This is a genomic window from Allobosea sp. 01N443 (genome assembly GCF_056399325.1).
The window spans coordinates 1-15,715 of the sequence record NZ_JBFTRC010000231.1 but is presented as its reverse complement, the minus strand read 5'-3'; the positions used below and the strand labels follow the sequence as shown (position 1 = coordinate 15,715).

Below are 15,715 nucleotides of genomic sequence, written 5' to 3'. Positions count from 1 at the left end.
GCTTGAGGCCGATCGCTCGGACCTCGTTTTCAACACCATCATTCTGAGGGACAGCCACCCAAAATGGCTATTCGAAGCGCCGGCCCATTACGGCATCTAGGGCAGTCGCCTGTGGATCAGACAAATCCGCACGAATGTCGGATTCATCCCGATCGATCCCGACCACCTCGTACCCGTCTTGCCGGCAGCGATCGGCGATCGCGCGCCCTATTCCGGCTGCTGAACCCGTGATGAGAACGCGTTGCTGGCTCGTCATGATTTGACCGGGGGACTATTGGAGTGATGGAAAGGCCCACAACCCGGAGCCGAAACGCGAGCCCTACTCAATAAGAGGCCGCAGGGCTATTACACTTACTATCAACTTAGGCAATCAAGCGCTTCACTGCCGGCCGCTTTGTGGCGGTTCCAGCTATGTTGGAGCCCCGGCGTGCATTTCACGGCCGGGCCGGAGGCGTCGCGAGCGGGCCTCGTCGAACATCTCGTCGCGCTGGGTGACGCGGTCACGAAGGGGCAGCGTGTCGCGCTGCTGCATCCGACTGCAGGAGCACGCGGTGGGTAAGACGTGATCCTCAGTCCGATGCCCGGCTATGCGCTGCGCCAGACGGAGCACGCCTTCGCGACACCCAATCAGTTGATCGGCAAGGTCGGCACGCCGATGCAGAGATAATTCGTGAATTATGGATTGGATGAGGCTCCGCCACGCCTCATGGTCTTAATGACATAATGCGTTCCCGGGGCTTTCAGCCCTCGCCAATCGCGTTGGCTGGCGGCCGAGCGAACGTTCCGTGTCCTCGCCGCTTCGGGCTCGAAGGCGTCAGTGCGACCGGTCCTGAGCGGCGGTAACTCATTGCACGTGTTGGCCTTGCCTTGATCGTTCTGCGGCTGCTGGGGTTGAAACAAGTGCGATGGCGATCGTTGAAAGCGTGAGCTGGGGTTCATTATGTCGATGATGTACACTTAGACTACAGCCGAGCGCGTCGCCGATGCTTCATCGCGAGCGAGCGGGTGCCAACTAAGAGGAGGCCCGTCACAATGAGGGCCGGCGTCGACACGCAAATTGCGAACCGTTCTCGCCTCCCGTTCTGGGCCGGCGTGTTCGTGACAATTGCCTGTCTTGCGATTCTCATCCTTAGCGGCTGGCGAGAATGGTCAGCGCGCGAAGCGGTGCTGGAGAATGCCGAGATAGACATGGCCAATCTCGCCCGCTCGCTTACGCAGCACGCCGAAGATTCGGTGGAGCTCGCCGACGCGACGCTCCTTGGACTTGCCAATCGCCTGGAATCAACTGGCATTGAGTCCGAGGCCCTAGCGGGCCTTCAGAGCTTCCTAAACGATCGTCGAACCACGCTAGGCCGTATCCGCGGCCTCTTTGTTTATGACGAGATCGGCGAGTGGGTCGCGACGACGGAAAGCGTAAACCTCGCCGGGCTGAACAATAGTGACCGCGCCTATTTTCAACATCATCGCGATATCGACGACCGCCAAACTTTCTTAGGCCCCCCTGTGCAAAGCCGATCGGGCGGTCAATGGATCATCACGATATCGCGCCGCTTCAATCACAGGGATGGCAGGTTTGCCGGCGTGGTTGCTGCGACAATCGACGTCGCCTATTTCGCAGAATTTTATAGGAGATTTGATATTGGGCCACGCGGCACCGTCACGTTGCTCAACAAGGACGGAATTCTGCTTGCCCGAAGCGTCGGTGACGGCAGTTTTGTAGGCAGGGATYTGTCGACGACCCGTCTTATTCGCGAACAGATCCCTCGCGCYTCATCGGGAACATACTACTTCCGCTCACCCTTGGACGGATTGCAGCGGTTGAGCTTCTACAAAGTGAGTGATCGCTTCCCGTTCGTCTTGCTCGCGACACAAGCGGAGCACGACGTGCTTGCGCGCTGGCGCCAGGGTGTGATCACACGTGTAGCCTTCGTCGTTGGGCTCGCCCTGTTCATTGCTCTTGTCGGTATCCATCTCGTCCGGCAGCTCGTCGCACGTCAGCGTCTTGCCGCTGCAATCGCGGCAAAGGAGGCTGACTTTCGGCTCCTGGCTGAAGAGTCCAGCGACCTGGTGACCCGTATCGATTTCGACGAACGCATTCTTTATGCGTCTCCAGCCTCAGCGCGCGTTTTGGGTTGGGCCCCCGCGCAACTTGTCGGAACCTCGGCTTTGGCGGGCGTCAATCACGAGGACCGACCACGAGTCGAGCAAACGATTGAAGCGCTGAAGCGAGGTGAGATGGACGAAGCGCGAATGCTCTATCGCATTCGCCATCGCGAGAAGTCCGAGATCTGGGTCGAGACGACAATGCGCCCAACCAGGAATTCGGACACTGGTCTTATCAATGGTTTCGTTGCTCTCTCCCGCGATATGACGCAACACAAAGACCTTGAGGCGAAGCTCGCCGTTCTGGCCGCCTCCGACGGGCTCACAGGCCTTGGCAACCGTCGCTGCTTCGACGAACGTCTAGAGCAGGAATGGGCGAGAGCGCGCAGGGAAGGCACTCCTATTTCCCTGCTGATGATCGATATCGACCACTTCAAGATGTTCAACGACCAGTTCGGACATCAAGCGGGAGATAGCTGCCTGCGGACGATCGCTAGCGTACTGGCTAACCAGGCTCTGAGGTCGGCCGATCTTGCCGCCCGTTATGGCGGAGAAGAGTTCGCTCTTCTTCTCCCGAATACGGATTCCGACGGGTGCGAGCAGGTCGGGACCAGGGTTCTAGAGGCGCTCCACGAAATCCAGATTGAAGACGGTAGTGTCGCCGCATGGCGCACAACGGCAAGTATTGGCGGCGCTACGATCTGGCCCAATGCCGCGACCACGACCAACCATGCTTCATTGGTGGAAGCAGCCGATCGAGCACTATACGCGGCTAAGAATGGCGGTCGCGATCGCCTGATGATGGCAGGAAAAGTGATCCGCTGGCCCGGGGCCAAAACTGCATAACGCATTTTGAAGCGGCATTAGGTAGCAAAGACCACCAAAGGCTCACTAAGCATCTGAATTGTAGGGGTTTCTAGCCTCTCGGCATTGCCAAAAATGGTACGCGTGGAAGGCGTCGTTCGACAACCTGCCAGCACTGTCCTCATCGGTTCCCAGACGCGCCGGGACCTTACCCATTAGCAGACGTTCCGAAGGTCGAGGGTGGGTCGAAAGCGGAAGTCGCTAAGCTGCCCGAAAGCGGGCCTCCTGGCCAAGGCGCTATCRCCTCATCGAGCGTCTGCTTCCGGACCGAGATCGAAGGGTAGATGCGGAGCGGGCGCGCGGTTGCGAGGCGGCCGAAGTCTGCTCGGGTAACGGGGCGGTGAAATCGGGCCGGGCCCAACACCCCGGACCAATGTAGGCGGCGAGCAAAATATTGGCCGAAAGCAACAAGAGGCAGCACGGTCAATCGCGTATCGATCCGGCGAAGCCCGCTCTGCCACGAGGAACTGTGATGAATTACCCCACGAAGATTGCCCCGTTCGCGATCTGCTTGGCTCTGGCCGCTACTGCGGCACAGGCGCAGGCCGCGCCCAAAGCCGAGAGCGTTGCTGGCGATTACCTGAAGATGAGCAGCCTCGATACTGTCGAAGCTGATTGGGCTCGCCGCCGGTCGCGCCGGCACGCCTCCCGGGGGCACCGGGAATACCGGGTGTATCACCGCACCGCGACCGTCTCCCGGCCACACCGCCGACTGCGCTCGCTGGCTGTCCCGGTGCTGATGCTCGGCGGCAGCGGCGGCTCGTCCGAGATCTGCTGGATTCAGAACGGCGTGGTGCTGTGCCCATGAACCCGCACCGGATCGCCTTGGGCAAGGCCAACAGGGCAAGTTCGCGCCCTGTTGGAGTAGCGTCGCGACATCTCGCGTGTCGAGATTGCCGAGCGCCTGAGCCTCAGCGCGATGGCCGTGACCCGGCACGTTGCCGCGGACGTCACCAAGATCGACGCAAGGCTCTTTGCCAAGTGCTTCAAGGCTCAAGGTTTAACTGAGAGCGGCAGGTCTCCACGGATAACTCATGATCGGGGGCGCTCCGACAGCCGGATAGGTCAATTCCCGCTACTCGACTGCCGACGTTATCGAACTGCCCGGAAGCAGAATTTCATAATGCCAGCTCAGAGTCGATTTTGCTCCTTCGATCTCGGTCCGGAAGCTGACGTTCGTTCGGACAATAGTGCGAGAGCCTGCGCCGACTATCGGTCGCGTCGCCGTTAACCAACGCCGTGCATCCCGATCGACTCCACGCCGTTCCCCTGGCATGAGCTCGGATCATGCATCGGCTCATATGACAGCGCTGACTTGAACCGCGACGCCCACCTGGATCGTCGACGGTTCCCGCTGCCCGATCATGACAATCCCCATACCGGACCGGACTCCGAGCATGACCATGCCGTTCATCACCATGGGTTTCAGCTTCCGTGCCTTCGCCGGGGGCTGGGAAATACCGCTCTCCCTCGTCTCGAGGGGAGCGCTGAGCCATGGAGAGGCCCGGCCAGCACTTCTTGCTTTCGCCCAAGGTCCGCGACCTGACGATCACCGAACTCTCCCGCATCCAGGAGAGGACGGCCTACAAGTGGTTCCGGCAGGCCCGTTGGCCTGAGACGGACGGCGAGGCCTACTGCCCGCATTGCGGGAACCTGCGCTGCTACGAGATGATCCGGAGCCGCTTCAAGTGCTCCGCCAAGGAATGCGGCTCCGTCTTCACGGTGACGTCCGGGACAGCGTTCGCCTGGCGCAAGCTGCCGTTCAAGAAGATGCTCTTCGCGATCTGGTTCGTCGCCAACTCCGTCAAGGGAAAGGCTGCCCTCCAGCTCTCCAGAGAGCTCGGCGTCCAATACAAGACGGCCTGGGTGCTCCTGATGAAGCTCCGGGAGACCGTGGCGTCGCGCCGCGAGGAGATGGTGCTCGACGGCGAGGTCGAGATTGACGGCAAGTACGCCGGCGGCCACGTGCGGCCCAAGAACAAGGCCGAGGATCGCGTCGATCGGCGCCTGAAGAAGAACCGCAGCCCGGACCGCCTCTGCATCCTGGCGATCCGGCAGCGGGGCATGTCCGGCCGGACCTTCACCCGAGTGATCCGAGAAGAGGAYGGCGATGCCGCTTGGGCTGCGGTTCGCGACCACGTCTCCCGGAACGCGAAGGTCTTCGCCGACGAGCACGGGAGCTACAACGATGTCGTCGGCCTGAACCGCATGGGTCGGGTGAACCACTCCGAGGCGTATTCCTCCGAAGATGGCACGAACACCAACGTCGTCGAGAGCTTCTTCAGTCGGATCCAGCGGGCCTATGTCGGCATCCACCATCGCTTCTCGACGCGATATCTCGACTGGTACGCGGCCGACATCGCCTGGCGCGAAGACACGAGGCGGATGAGCAATGGCGGGCTGACGCGTTCCCTGCTGGGGCAGGCGCTGAGGCGACCGACGTCGCGGTACCTGTGCGGCTATTGGCAGGGCAACAAACCGCCCGAGCTGATCTGGGATGGAAGCGCCGCAGCCTAAGCTGCGATCTCCCATAGKTGCTTTCGGCTGTCGATGGTGCCCGCTTGGCGTACGCGGCCGCGCTTGGTCAGGGCGATCAAAGTGGCGGAGACCTGCGTCAGGAAACGCGGCATAGACGGATCGTCCGCATCGGCACCGTTGCGCTCTACGATCCGGAAGGTGCAGTCCGCCGTCGAAAGCGGGTGCTCCGCCTCGCGGAGCACCTCGAGGATGGCCTCGTTCTTGTTGATCCGTGCGAATTCGGGAGGGAGCTGTTTGGGTGCCCTTGGCCGCTGCGGCTTCGTTGCCGCTGATCCCTGCGGGGCATAGGCCGGATCGTAGATCGCGATCACCTGGTCGATCGCCGAGACCTGTCCATCGATCGCCTGAATCTTGGCTTTCAATTCCTCGACCTCGTCAAGCAGCTCGGCGCGCTTCCGCTTCAGTTCCTCGTCAACTCTCACCTGCTCCCGCTCCGTCAATGGGAGCCGGAAGCTACCAAACCGACTGGATCAGGTCTGGTGGTTTTTGCTACCTAATGCCGTTTTGAAGCACCGGTTGTCGGACGCCAGCGATTAAGCGCGCTCCGCCGAGCCCATGCCTATGGCCAGCCGTGCCGCTCCGTCTTGGCCGATACCGTTCGGTGAGACTACTGCGACCTATACTAAGGAGGGGGCGCGATCCGAGACGTTTGCCGCTATTCCAAGATGTGAACAGCGAGCAGCATTATGTTCTCCGCTTTTAGCGGATCCGAAATGGTGGGATTGCTCCTCGGAGCGGCTCCATCACAGGTTTTCGTCGTCGGCTTTCTTTGGCGATTCTCACTGCGCATTCCATCGCGCAGACCCGCGGAGGCACAACGCAGGGGAGCCTGGCATGCGTCAAGAACGACCAGACCGCAGGCGAAACCGGGCCCCAGCCTACCCAAGTCGCCGCTCCGTAATGTTGAGTTCGGAGGCGGACTATATTCGCGCCTGTGCCCGAGCTTGCGACCTCCATGCTGCTGCTCGTCATCCGATGGCTGAGGTCGAACTCGAGAATTTGGCTCTCGCCATTCTGACATGGGAAGCCAGAGGTGGCGGGCCAAACGGAACCTGAGCAGCGGCCCGCCCGACCACGCCTAGCCGACAAACGCCAGCGCCACTTCGTGAAGCGAGGGGCGGTCACGGATCCTGTCCGAACTCAGCCGCGTTGGCTGCGCGGCCGCATCCTCTATCTCGCCGTACCCCCCACAGCCAATATTCGGCATGGGTAGGCAAGACCACCCGAGGCCACCTAAGCAACTGAATTGAACAGGCTTTTTGATGCCTCCGAAAAATTCGGTGACGGGCGGAAGGCATCGTTCGGCAACTCCCAGCACTGCCATCTGAACAAGCCCAACGGCCAGGCCATCATCACGCCACGCATGGGACCGCCATTCGTCGAGGCGCTCGCGGTCAAGAAATTGCACGGGGTCGGACCGGCCACCGCAGCCAAGATGGAGCGGCTCGACATTTTGACAGGCGCCGACCTCAGGGCGAAGCCACTCGCCTTCCTGCAGGAGCATTTCGGGAAGTCCGGCGCCTGGTATTACAGGATCTCGCGCGGGATCGATGAGCGCCCGGTCCAGCCCGACCGGCAGCGGAAATCGGTCGGCGCCGAGGATACCTTCGCGGTCGATATCTTCGACCTCGAGGCGGCGCACTCCGAGGTCACACCGTTGGTCGCAAAGGTCTGGCGCCATTGCGTAGCGAAGGGGCTGCACGGGCGAACCGTGACCTTGAAGGTGAAGTACGCCRGTTTTCAGCAGATCACGCGCAGCCGCACAGTCGGCCTGCCGCCGGGATCAGCATCGGAGGTGGAGAGCATCGCGTGCGGCCTCCTCGATCCACTATTCCCGACCCAAAAAGGCATCCGGTTGATAGGCGTCACGTTGTCGTCCTTTGAAGGCGAACAGCACGAGGACCCGGACCAGCTCAGTCTCATGATCTAGACGGCATGTCGTCCCTCTGAACCGGATCAGTCACATGGCCTTCAAGACAGTCGAGAGTATTTTGCAGCCTGACCCGCGCTTTGCCGATCTCTTAGATAAACAGCGGATCGGTCGAGAACGGCGCGGGCGCCGGGTCGAACAGGAAATCATCTTGGTCGAGGAAAACCTCCTGCCCGGCATTCACGAAGACCGAGATATTCCCGCGCACCGAGGTGATCGTCGTTTCGAATTCCTCGTTGACGATCGACAGGTCGGAGAATTGCAGGCCGCTGCCGCGCAGGTCGAACAGGTCCGAACCATCCTGGAAGCCGGACACCGTGTCGCCGAAGAAGCTGCCTTCCTCGCTCCAGCGCCCGGTTCCGCTGTAGACGAACAGATCCTGCGCATTGTCCAGCTCGAAACCGAACTCGTCGCGTCCGGCCTCCATCTGGTCGTCGGCCGCACCGCTGATCAGCCAATCCGAGCCGCCTTCCCCGTTCATGGATGTGCCGACCGCGCCGGCATGCAGCTCGTCGTTGCCGGCCTCGCCCGCAGCGTGTTGTCGAAGTTGTTGAAGGAGGTGTCGCTGCCGAACATGACATCGTCGCCCTCGCCGCCAAACGCCGTGCCGCCGCCGTCGCTCGTCGCCAGCGTCAGTCGGTCATTGCCCGCGTCGCCAAACAGATTGTCGAAGCCGCCCGGACCGCCATCGAGGATATCGTCGCCGGCGCCGCCATGGACCTCGTCATCGCCAGCAAGCGCAGTGACTTGGTCATTGCCGCCGGCCGCGAAGATCCGGTCGTCGCCCGGCGTGCCGGTGATGACATCATCGCCATTCGTGCCCGCGATGACGAAATCGGTGCTGTATGCTCCTACCCTACCGTGGCAGGCTCAGATCACATCATTCCCGTGACAATGCCGAGCGCACGCCTTTCGTCAGAGCGTCGAGCCCTTGCGCGACTTTTCCTGCTGGACAAGTTCCTGAAGGAGTTGGTGAGCAAGGGTCTCATGTGCCACCCGCGGGTTCGTTTCGGCGGATTTGCTGCCGTAGGTTGTTGTGACGATCAGCATCTTTCGGTCAACTTTGAAGGTCCCCGAGTAGGTTCTTCCGTCGATCTTGATGTGGATCGCATGGCCTGACATGGAAACCTGATATGCCTCGTGAATGAGAACTCGCCCACGCCTCCCCAAGAGCATACTTCCACAAGGGACAGGAGACCACACTCAACGAAGTGTGCCAAGATATCGGGCAGGTAGCCGTTGCGGCCGAGCCATTCGATAAGGCGATCGAGCGGAGCGCTCTCGTCGCTCTTGCCGACCGCTATGCCAGGCACGTTTTCAATGAAGATCAACTCGGGGCCGAACCGCTCGAGTGGGAATCGGCGGGGCTGGCGGGCTACGCTCCACGATGATGGGCACCATGTCTACGCTAGCCCTCCAAATTGCCGCAGAGTGATTGGCCCGGTTCAGCTCGGCTTCGCGCTCAGGAATCGAATTTAACGTGCGACGCCTTTGGCCGTCTGCCGCGAAAATGTCCGACGCCATCGAACTACCTAGTAGTATGGGCCGACGATGAAGCGCCGAGTGAGCGGGACCGTTCAGGGGGTCGCCCGTAGATTAGTGACTTATGCCTGTTGACCGACTTCCCGGAGAATGCGCCGCAGCCACTGATGGCCCGGATCAGCATCGTGCCTTGAGTGCCATGTCTGCACCACCCGGAACTGGGGAATGTCGATCGGCGGCGGGAAGAGCCTGAGGGGTAGGCGGCCGGCAAGCGGCGTAAAGAGGCGGCGTGGTTCCGTCGCCACGAGATCGGAGGCGTCCACCAGCATTGGGGCCATCAGGAAGTGTCCGACGGTTACGGCCACATTTCGCTTGAGCCCTCTTTCCGCCAGCACGGCGTCGACATAGCCGCTCGGATTGCCCCTCATCGAGACCTGAATGTGGCGAAGGGCCAAATATCRGTCGAGATCGAGCGGTTCGCCGAGATTGGGGTGGTCGCCGCGGCCGGCGCAGATGAAGTCTTCTTCGTAGAGCAGTTCCTCCCGCATGTGTGTCGGCGGCTCCGGAAAGTTGCCCGCGATCAGTTCGACCGTTCCATCCTCCAGCATCGGCAGGCCGACGCTCCGGCTCGTATTGCGGGCGACGAGAGACAGGCCCGGCGCCTCTTGGTCGAGGCGTGCGGTCAGGCGAGGCAGAAGCACGAAGGCGGCATAGTCCGAGAGACCGAGGACGAACTGCCGTGTGCTCGCGGTCGGGTCGAAAGCACGCCCGCCACGCAGTACGCCTTGCACCTGCTCGAGGATAGATCGCACGTTCGGCGCGATGTCTTGGGCCAGCGAAGTCGGCACCATGCCACGCGGCGAGCGGACGAAGAGTGGATCGCCGAACAAAGCACGCAGCCGGTTGAGCGCGTGGCTCACGGCCGGCTGGGTCAGCCCGATCCGTTCGGCTGCGCGCGTGGCATGACCTTCTGCAAACACGGCATCGAACACCACCAGCAGATTCAGATCGATATTGGCAAGATGAACCGCATTCATGACGATGATATTATTAATGAATTGGATTTATCGCAATCGTTCAGCGATGAATCTCTGATAGGGGCACGGGGCGGCGGCTCTATCGCGCCGCATGGCCGAAGTCATGCCCCCCGAAACCCTCTTCATGAAGCGGCTTGATGGGAGCCCAGCAGACCATGGCTCAAGACGCAAACGGCGAGCGTTTCGAACGCGGCATGAAGGTTCTCCAGCGGATCGGCGGCGAGGGTTTTGACTTGCCGATCAAACGCCTTGCAGAGGCGTCGCCGGACTTGGCGCGTTTTACGGTCGAATATTCTTATGGCGATATTCTCTCCCGCCCGGGACTGAGTTTGCCGCTACGGCAGATTTGCACCGTCTCTTGTTTGATGGCGCTGGGCAGCGTCAAACCGCAGCTCAAGTTTCATATGACAGGCTTCCTCAACGCCGGCGGGAGACCGCAGGATTTGGTCGAGTTGCTGTTCGTATCCGTGGCGGTTCTCGGCTTCCMCTCCGCCGTCGTTTCGATCGCCCTGGCGCGCGAGATCTTCCAGGAGCGAGGCATCACCTTCGAGGCCCCGCCACCGGCAAGCGACGACGGAACGCAGCGATACCGGCGCGGACTGGAAGCCCTCCTAGCGGTCAACGGCGAAGGCCATCTGCGGCCTCTTGAAGCGATCTCGCCGGACCTTGCACGCTGGTCGATTGAATTCGCCTTCGGCGAGTCGCTGGCGCGCGAGGGGTTGGAACCGAAGGCCAAGCACCTCGCCATCATTTCGATGCTGGCGGCGACCGGCAACCGCGACGACGCTCTCGATTTCCATCTCAAAGTCGCCCTCAAGCAGGGCCTGTCGCCTGCAGAGATTGCCGAGGCGCTAATGCAGCTTAGCGTCTATGCCGGATTTCCCGCCGCACTCAACGCCTTCGGTCTCGCCCAACGGGCCTTCTCGGCAGACCGCGGCGCTACAGCGATCACGGCGCCATCCGCGGCGGCACAACTGTCCGAGAGCCGGGAGTTGCGTCGGAAGCGCGGGCTCGCGACACTTGCACAGACCTCCGGAGCATCCGGTGAAACGGTCATCCGCAGCTTCGACGACATTGCACCGGATATCGGTCGGATGATCGTCGAGCACTCGTACGGCGACGTTTTCTCACGACCAGGCATCGATCCTATAATCCGCGAGCTGACGGCCTGCGCGGCCTTGGCGGCGGTCGCGACCACGACTACGGAAGCCCCGCTGCGTGTCCACATCAACGCGGCACTCAATGCCGGCGCGAGCCGCAAGGAGGTGCTCGAAACCCTCCTCAACCTCGTGCCCTACAGCGGCTATCCCGTCGTGCAACAGGCGGTGCGGATTGCCGGCGAGGAATTCGCCAAGCGCCCCGAATGAAGTGCTTGGTTGCCGCCGCATACGGCAACTTGCTCAGGGATCGTGCTGACTATCGGCCAGGCCGCCCGGCCATCGCCCGGATCGCACCTCGCCACAATTGTCGGCGCCATCTCGTCGCACGCCGCTCAGCCGGAAGCAGATCACCTTCCACCGTCGATTAGCCGGCCAGCGCCGGCCGCAAATGCGACGAGAACCTTCCGCAGCTGACTGACTCGGAGCGATGGCGCCCGCCCACGAGCTCGAGCCGGAAATCGTCCGGCTGACGGAGAAATGCCCTCCGTAATAAGGGACGGCGAGGCTTCAGGATTGTCTTGGGAGAGCGGCATGGATTGTCGCTCCGAAGTCGCCGTGGAAACGCGATCGAGCAGCCGTGCGCTGTTCAGGCCGGTATGGGATTCGGACTCGCAAAGTGGCAAGCTGCGCTTTGCCCAGGCATCACTTCGCGCAATGCTGGGCGTTCTGCCTTGCAAATGTCCTGCACCAGCGGGCAGCGGGTGTGAAAACTGCACCCCGTAGGAACGCGTGTCGGGCTGGGGACGTCGCCCTCGAGAATGATGCGCCTGGCCTTGAAATCCGGGTCCGGCTCAGGGGCCGCCGACAGGAGGGCCTGGGTGTAGGGGTGTTGCGGGGCCGAATAGATCTGCTCCTTGTGCCCGATCTCAACGACGCGTCCTAGATACATCACCATGACCCGGTCAGCGATGTGCCGGACCACGGCAAGGTCATGGGCAATGAAGAGATATGTGAAGCGCTTCTGCTCCTGCAGGTCCTGCAGAAGATTGACGATCTGTGCCTGCACGGAGACGTCCAAGGCGGAGACCGGCTCATCCGCCACGACGAAACTCGGATCAACCGAAATGGCCCGGGCAATGCCGATCCGCTGACGTTGGCCGCCCGAGAACTGGCGCGGCTTCCGGTCCATGAAGCTGGGCGATAGTCCGACCTGGTTCAGAAGTTCCGCGACCCGCTCCCGTTTCTCCCGTCGGTTGCGAACAAGGCCGAAAGCCTCGAGCGGTTCGGCGACGATGTCGGCAATGCTCCTGCGCGGGCTCAGGGACCCGTAGGGATCCTGAAACACCATTTGTGCTCTTTGGCGCATCTGCCGCATCTCGCTTCGCGAGAGCGTGTTGATGTCCGTTCCCTCGAAGAAGACGCTGCCTTCCGTCGCATCGATCAAGCGCAGCAGCAGCCGTCCCATGGTGGACTTGCCGCAGCCGGACTCCCCGACGACCGCGACGGTCTCGCCGCGATTGATCGAAAAGGACACGCCGTCCACGGCACGGACGCTGCTGCCCTTCGATCTGCGGAAAAGGCCGCCGGCCTCGCCAAAGGTCTTGCTGAGATTCTCGGTCCGGATAAGCGGCTCGATCATTGGACGGCCTCCGCCTTTGCTGTGACCCAGCAGGCCGCTGTATGGCTCTCGCCGAAGCGGAACATCGGCGGCATTTCCCTGGCGCATTCGTCAACCCGCAGCGAACATCGGGAATAGAACGGGCAGCCCTGCTTGACGGTGCCGGGCAATGGCACCGAGCCGGGAATCTGGAACAGGCGTCGGCGCTGATCCCTGAGGTGGGGGATCGATTCCAGCAGACCGCGCGTATAGGGATGACTTGGCCTGCGGAAAATCGATCGCACGTCGCCGTCTTCCACGACACGACCGGCATACATGACGATCACCCGTTCGCAGACATCGGCAATGACGCCCAGATCGTGCGAGATCAGGAGGATTGCCGTGTTCGTCGCGGACCGAACCCGCTTCATCAGTTCGAGCACCTGGGCCTGGATCGTGACGTCGAGCGCGGTTGTCGGCTCGTCGGCGATCAACAGCTTGGGGCTGCATGCGAGCGCCATCGCGATCATCACGCGTTGGCGCATCCCGCCCGAGAACTGGTGAGGATAGGCGTCGACCCGGCCCGCGGCATCGGGAATCCCCACAAGGTTCAGCACCTCGATCACCCGGCGCCGCCGCGCTTCGCGATCGAGCGCGGAATGGAGCACGATGGCTTCGCCGATTTGATCGCCAATGGTCATCAGGGGGTTGAGCGAACTCATCGGCTCCTGAAAGATCATCGCGATTTCGCGCCCGCGGATATCGGGCATTTTCGCTCGGGGCAGATCGAGAAGATTGACCCCGTTCAGCTCGACCCGGCCCTGCACAATCCGGCCCGGCGGCTCGGGGATCAGCCGCAGGATCGACAGCGACGTGATCGACTTCCCCGACCCGGACTCGCCGACGATGCCAACGGCGCCGCCGGCCTCGATCTCGAAACTCACGCCATTGACGGCACGGATGGGATTGGTCTTGGGACCGAACTCGACCGCCAGATTCTCTACTTTCAGAAGAGGTGGCGTCATTGAGCAGTCTCCGGATCGAGCACGTCGCGGGCCGCATCGCCGATCAGGTTGAAGGCCAGGACGACCATCGTGATGGCGAAGCCCGCTCCGATGATCGGCCAGGGGGAGCCAAAGATGTTCCCCAAGCCGTCGCGGATGATGTTGCCCCAGCTCGGATTGGGCGGCTGGGTGCCGATCCCGAGGAAGCTGAGGGAGGCCTCGAGCCGAATGGCCGATGCGACCCACAGCGTCATCAGCACCACGATGGGCGCCGAGATATTCGGGAGCACATGCCGGACGATGATCATGGGCGTGGTGACCCCCGCGGCGATGGCCGCTTCAACATAGGGTTCCTGCTTGACCGCGAGCGTCGAGGCCCGCGCCACGCGGGCAAAGCCCGGCACGAACGCGATGGTTATCACCGCCACGACGTTCCAGAAGCCGCCGCCGAGCACGGCTGCGATCATGATAGCGAGCAGCAGCTCCGGGAATGCCAGCAGGAGGTCGATGATCCGGGTCACCAGACGATCGATCATCCCGCCGAAATACCCGGCGGCGACGCCAAGTGCGGTACCAACGAGCGCAGCCAGCGTCGGAGAGATCAGACCGAAGATCAGCGAATTGCGTGATCCGAAGATCAGGCGCGACAGCACGTCTCGTCCGAACTGATCCGTGCCGAGCCAGTGTTCCGCCGACGGGTATGAGTTGATCGCGAGATAGCTCTGCGCCAGCGGGTCATAAGGTGCAATCGCGGGCGCCAGAACGGCGATGGCAAGGAAGACCGCGATGATGATCGTCGCCAGGATCGTGGAGGGCTGGCCCAGGATGATGCTGCGCAGCAATCCGAAGCGTGGCTCTTCCGGCGCGAGAACATGGGTCTGTTCCGTGGCAAGCGTCATCACTTCACCCGAATTCTGGGATCGACCACGATGTAGGCGAGGTCGACCAGCAGGTTGATCAGAACAACAAAGAAGGCGAACACCACGACGCCCGCCTGGATGACTGGATAGTCCCGCTTGGCGATTGCGCTGATCAGGACTTCCCCGATGCCTGGCCGGTTGAAGACCAGCTCGATCGCGACCGACCCAGACAGCGTCGCCAGAAGACTGAGCCCCAGCCCGGTCGTGATCGGCAGCAAGGCGTTGCGCAGCCCGTGCCGATAGATGACGCGGTTCTCTCGTGCGCCTTTCGCCCGTGCCGTGCGGATATAGTCCTTGCCAAGGACCTCGAGCAGTGAGGTCCGTGTCAACCGGCCGAGGAAGGCCGTCTTGACCATGGCGAGTGTCACCGCCGGCAGAAACACGTGGTACATGCGGTCGAAAAATCCGGTGCCCCCGCCATTGATCGGGAACCAGCCGAGGGTCAGGGCAAACACGATCAGCAGGAGCGCCCCGAGATAGAAGTCGGGGATCGCGTACCCGATGAGGGAGAACACGCGAACGCCGGCGTCGGGGAGCTTGTTGCGGTTGACGGCCGCGACCACCCCGAGCGGAATCCCGACGAGCAGCCCCATCCCCGTCGCGACAAGCGTCAGCTCGATCGTGTAGGGCAGATTATCGGCCAGCAGCCGGAGGACCGGCGTTCGATCGATCAGGGACTGCCCGAAATCGAGCGTCAGCATGTCCCAGATGAAGGTGAGGTACTGCTGCCAGAGGGGCGCATTCAGCCCCATTTGCTCGCGAAACAGCGCAAGCTGTTCCGCGGTCGCATAGTCGCCGAGGGCGACGAGTGCCGGGTCCCCAGGGAGCAGGCGCAGCGCGATGAACACGAGCGTCAGCACCAGCAGGACCGTCGGCACGGCATCGAGCAGTCTCGCTCCGATGACACGCAGCATGGTCTGCCCCTTTAGACGCGCGTGGCCTTGTTCAAACGCCAATAGGCGTAGCCAGACTTGACCGGGAATCCGATGTTCACACGCGGATTGCGCGCTATGACATAGGAGAGCGTGACAATCCCAAGGAGCGGCAGATCACGCAGAACCTGCTTCTCGATGTCCTGGATGAGCGCGATACGCTTGTTGAAATCGGGCTCGTCCTGAGCCTTTTCGATGAGTGCGTCGA

16 protein-coding genes are annotated in these 15,715 nt (G+C 62.0%); 6 read left to right on the top strand and 10 right to left on the bottom strand.

Going from position 1 to position 15,715, the window contains the following annotated elements; all coding sequences use genetic code 11:
* Positions 1–67: 67 nt before the first annotated feature.
* Positions 68–256, bottom strand: a complete 189-nt coding sequence (locus AC1DRP_RS32605) for an SDR family NAD(P)-dependent oxidoreductase (RefSeq protein ID WP_441508546.1) — start codon at positions 254–256, stop codon at positions 68–70.
* 171 nt (positions 257–427) lie between these two features.
* On the opposite strand from AC1DRP_RS32605, the gene AC1DRP_RS32600 reads away from it, so the two are divergent.
* From AC1DRP_RS32600 to AC1DRP_RS32585, 4 genes are all read left to right on the top strand, one after another.
* Positions 428–559 (top strand): hypothetical protein, encoded by a 132-nt coding sequence (locus AC1DRP_RS32600; protein WP_476770670.1) that lies wholly within the window; start codon positions 428–430, stop codon positions 557–559.
* Positions 560–1,032: 473 nt separating this feature from the next.
* Positions 1,033–2,949 carry a diguanylate cyclase gene (locus AC1DRP_RS32595; RefSeq protein ID WP_476770669.1) on the top strand — a complete coding sequence of 639 codons (1,917 nt, stop codon included), beginning with the start codon at positions 1,033–1,035 and terminating at the stop codon, positions 2,947–2,949.
* Positions 2,950–3,439: 490 nt separating this feature from the next.
* Positions 3,440–3,775: a hypothetical protein gene (locus AC1DRP_RS32590; RefSeq protein WP_476770668.1), complete on the top strand. Its 336-nt coding sequence runs from the start codon at positions 3,440–3,442 to the stop codon at positions 3,773–3,775.
* Positions 3,776–4,461: 686 nt separating this feature from the next.
* Positions 4,462–5,484: an IS1595 family transposase gene (locus tag AC1DRP_RS32585; protein ID WP_476770667.1), complete on the top strand. Its 1,023-nt coding sequence runs from the start codon at positions 4,462–4,464 to the stop codon at positions 5,482–5,484.
* On the opposite strand, the gene AC1DRP_RS32580 is transcribed toward AC1DRP_RS32585, so the two are convergent.
* Positions 5,481–5,927, bottom strand: coding sequence for a hypothetical protein (locus AC1DRP_RS32580; RefSeq protein ID WP_476770666.1), 447 nt, complete (start codon positions 5,925–5,927; stop codon positions 5,481–5,483). The two genes, AC1DRP_RS32585 and AC1DRP_RS32580, sit on opposite strands and share 4 nt — an antisense overlap.
* A 941-nt stretch (positions 5,928–6,868) precedes the next feature.
* On the opposite strand from AC1DRP_RS32580, the gene AC1DRP_RS32575 reads away from it, so the two are divergent.
* Entirely contained in the window at positions 6,869–7,435 is a 567-nt protein-coding gene (locus AC1DRP_RS32575) for a DinB/UmuC family translesion DNA polymerase (protein ID WP_476770671.1), read from the top strand.
* 91 nt (positions 7,436–7,526) lie between these two features.
* Here the strand turns inward: AC1DRP_RS32575 and AC1DRP_RS32570 are convergent, their stop codons facing one another.
* The 3 genes from AC1DRP_RS32570 to AC1DRP_RS32560 form a co-directional block, all read right to left on the bottom strand.
* Positions 7,527–7,916 carry a hypothetical protein gene (locus AC1DRP_RS32570; protein WP_441492650.1) on the bottom strand — a complete coding sequence of 130 codons (390 nt, stop codon included), beginning with the start codon at positions 7,914–7,916 and terminating at the stop codon, positions 7,527–7,529.
* Positions 7,913–8,236, bottom strand: coding sequence for a calcium-binding protein (locus tag AC1DRP_RS32565; RefSeq protein ID WP_441508547.1), 324 nt, complete (start codon positions 8,234–8,236; stop codon positions 7,913–7,915). Before AC1DRP_RS32565 ends, AC1DRP_RS32570 begins: the two co-directional genes overlap by 4 nt.
* A gap of 803 nt (positions 8,237–9,039) precedes the next feature.
* Positions 9,040–9,954, bottom strand: a complete 915-nt coding sequence (locus tag AC1DRP_RS32560) for a LysR family transcriptional regulator (protein ID WP_476770665.1) — start codon at positions 9,952–9,954, stop codon at positions 9,040–9,042.
* A gap of 155 nt (positions 9,955–10,109) precedes the next feature.
* Between AC1DRP_RS32560 and AC1DRP_RS32555 the strand changes: the two genes are divergently transcribed.
* Positions 10,110–11,321, top strand: a complete 1,212-nt coding sequence (locus tag AC1DRP_RS32555; RefSeq protein ID WP_476770664.1) for a carboxymuconolactone decarboxylase family protein — start codon at positions 10,110–10,112, stop codon at positions 11,319–11,321.
* A gap of 379 nt (positions 11,322–11,700) precedes the next feature.
* Here the strand turns inward: AC1DRP_RS32555 and AC1DRP_RS32550 are convergent, their stop codons facing one another.
* The 5 genes from AC1DRP_RS32550 to AC1DRP_RS32530 all read right to left on the bottom strand — a co-directional run.
* Positions 11,701–12,693 (bottom strand): ABC transporter ATP-binding protein, encoded by a 993-nt coding sequence (locus AC1DRP_RS32550; protein ID WP_441508541.1) that lies wholly within the window; start codon positions 12,691–12,693, stop codon positions 11,701–11,703.
* Complete coding sequence (locus tag AC1DRP_RS32545) at positions 12,690–13,676, bottom strand: ABC transporter ATP-binding protein (protein WP_476770663.1); 987 nt, start codon at positions 13,674–13,676, stop codon at positions 12,690–12,692. The genes AC1DRP_RS32550 and AC1DRP_RS32545 overlap by 4 nt, the downstream gene beginning before the upstream one ends.
* Positions 13,673–14,554, bottom strand: a complete 882-nt coding sequence (locus tag AC1DRP_RS32540; protein WP_476770662.1) for an ABC transporter permease — start codon at positions 14,552–14,554, stop codon at positions 13,673–13,675. Before AC1DRP_RS32540 ends, AC1DRP_RS32545 begins: the two co-directional genes overlap by 4 nt.
* Positions 14,554–15,489, bottom strand: coding sequence for an ABC transporter permease (locus AC1DRP_RS32535; RefSeq protein ID WP_441480561.1), 936 nt, complete (start codon positions 15,487–15,489; stop codon positions 14,554–14,556). The genes AC1DRP_RS32540 and AC1DRP_RS32535 overlap by 1 nt, the downstream gene beginning before the upstream one ends.
* A gap of 11 nt (positions 15,490–15,500) precedes the next feature.
* On the bottom strand, positions 15,501–15,715 hold a 215-nt coding region (locus AC1DRP_RS32530; protein WP_476770661.1), incomplete at its 5' end, for a hypothetical protein.

Coding starts and splice junctions, on each gene's coding strand:
- AC1DRP_RS32540 (WP_476770662.1), bottom strand. CDS start 14,554: ATGACGCTTGCCACGGAACAGACCCATGTTCTCGCGCCGGAAGAGCCA.
- AC1DRP_RS32545 (WP_476770663.1), bottom strand. CDS start 13,676: ATGACGCCACCTCTTCTGAAAGTAGAGAATCTGGCGGTCGAGTTCGGT.
- AC1DRP_RS32535 (WP_441480561.1), bottom strand. CDS start 15,489: ATGCTGCGTGTCATCGGAGCGAGACTGCTCGATGCCGTGCCGACGGTC.
- AC1DRP_RS32605 (WP_441508546.1), bottom strand. CDS start 256: ATGACGAGCCAGCAACGCGTTCTCATCACGGGTTCAGCAGCCGGAATA.
- AC1DRP_RS32570 (WP_441492650.1), bottom strand. CDS start 7,916: ATGAACGGGGAAGGCGGCTCGGATTGGCTGATCAGCGGTGCGGCCGAC.
- AC1DRP_RS32550 (WP_441508541.1), bottom strand. CDS start 12,693: ATGATCGAGCCGCTTATCCGGACCGAGAATCTCAGCAAGACCTTTGGC.
- AC1DRP_RS32590 (WP_476770668.1), top strand. CDS start 3,440: ATGAATTACCCCACGAAGATTGCCCCGTTCGCGATCTGCTTGGCTCTG.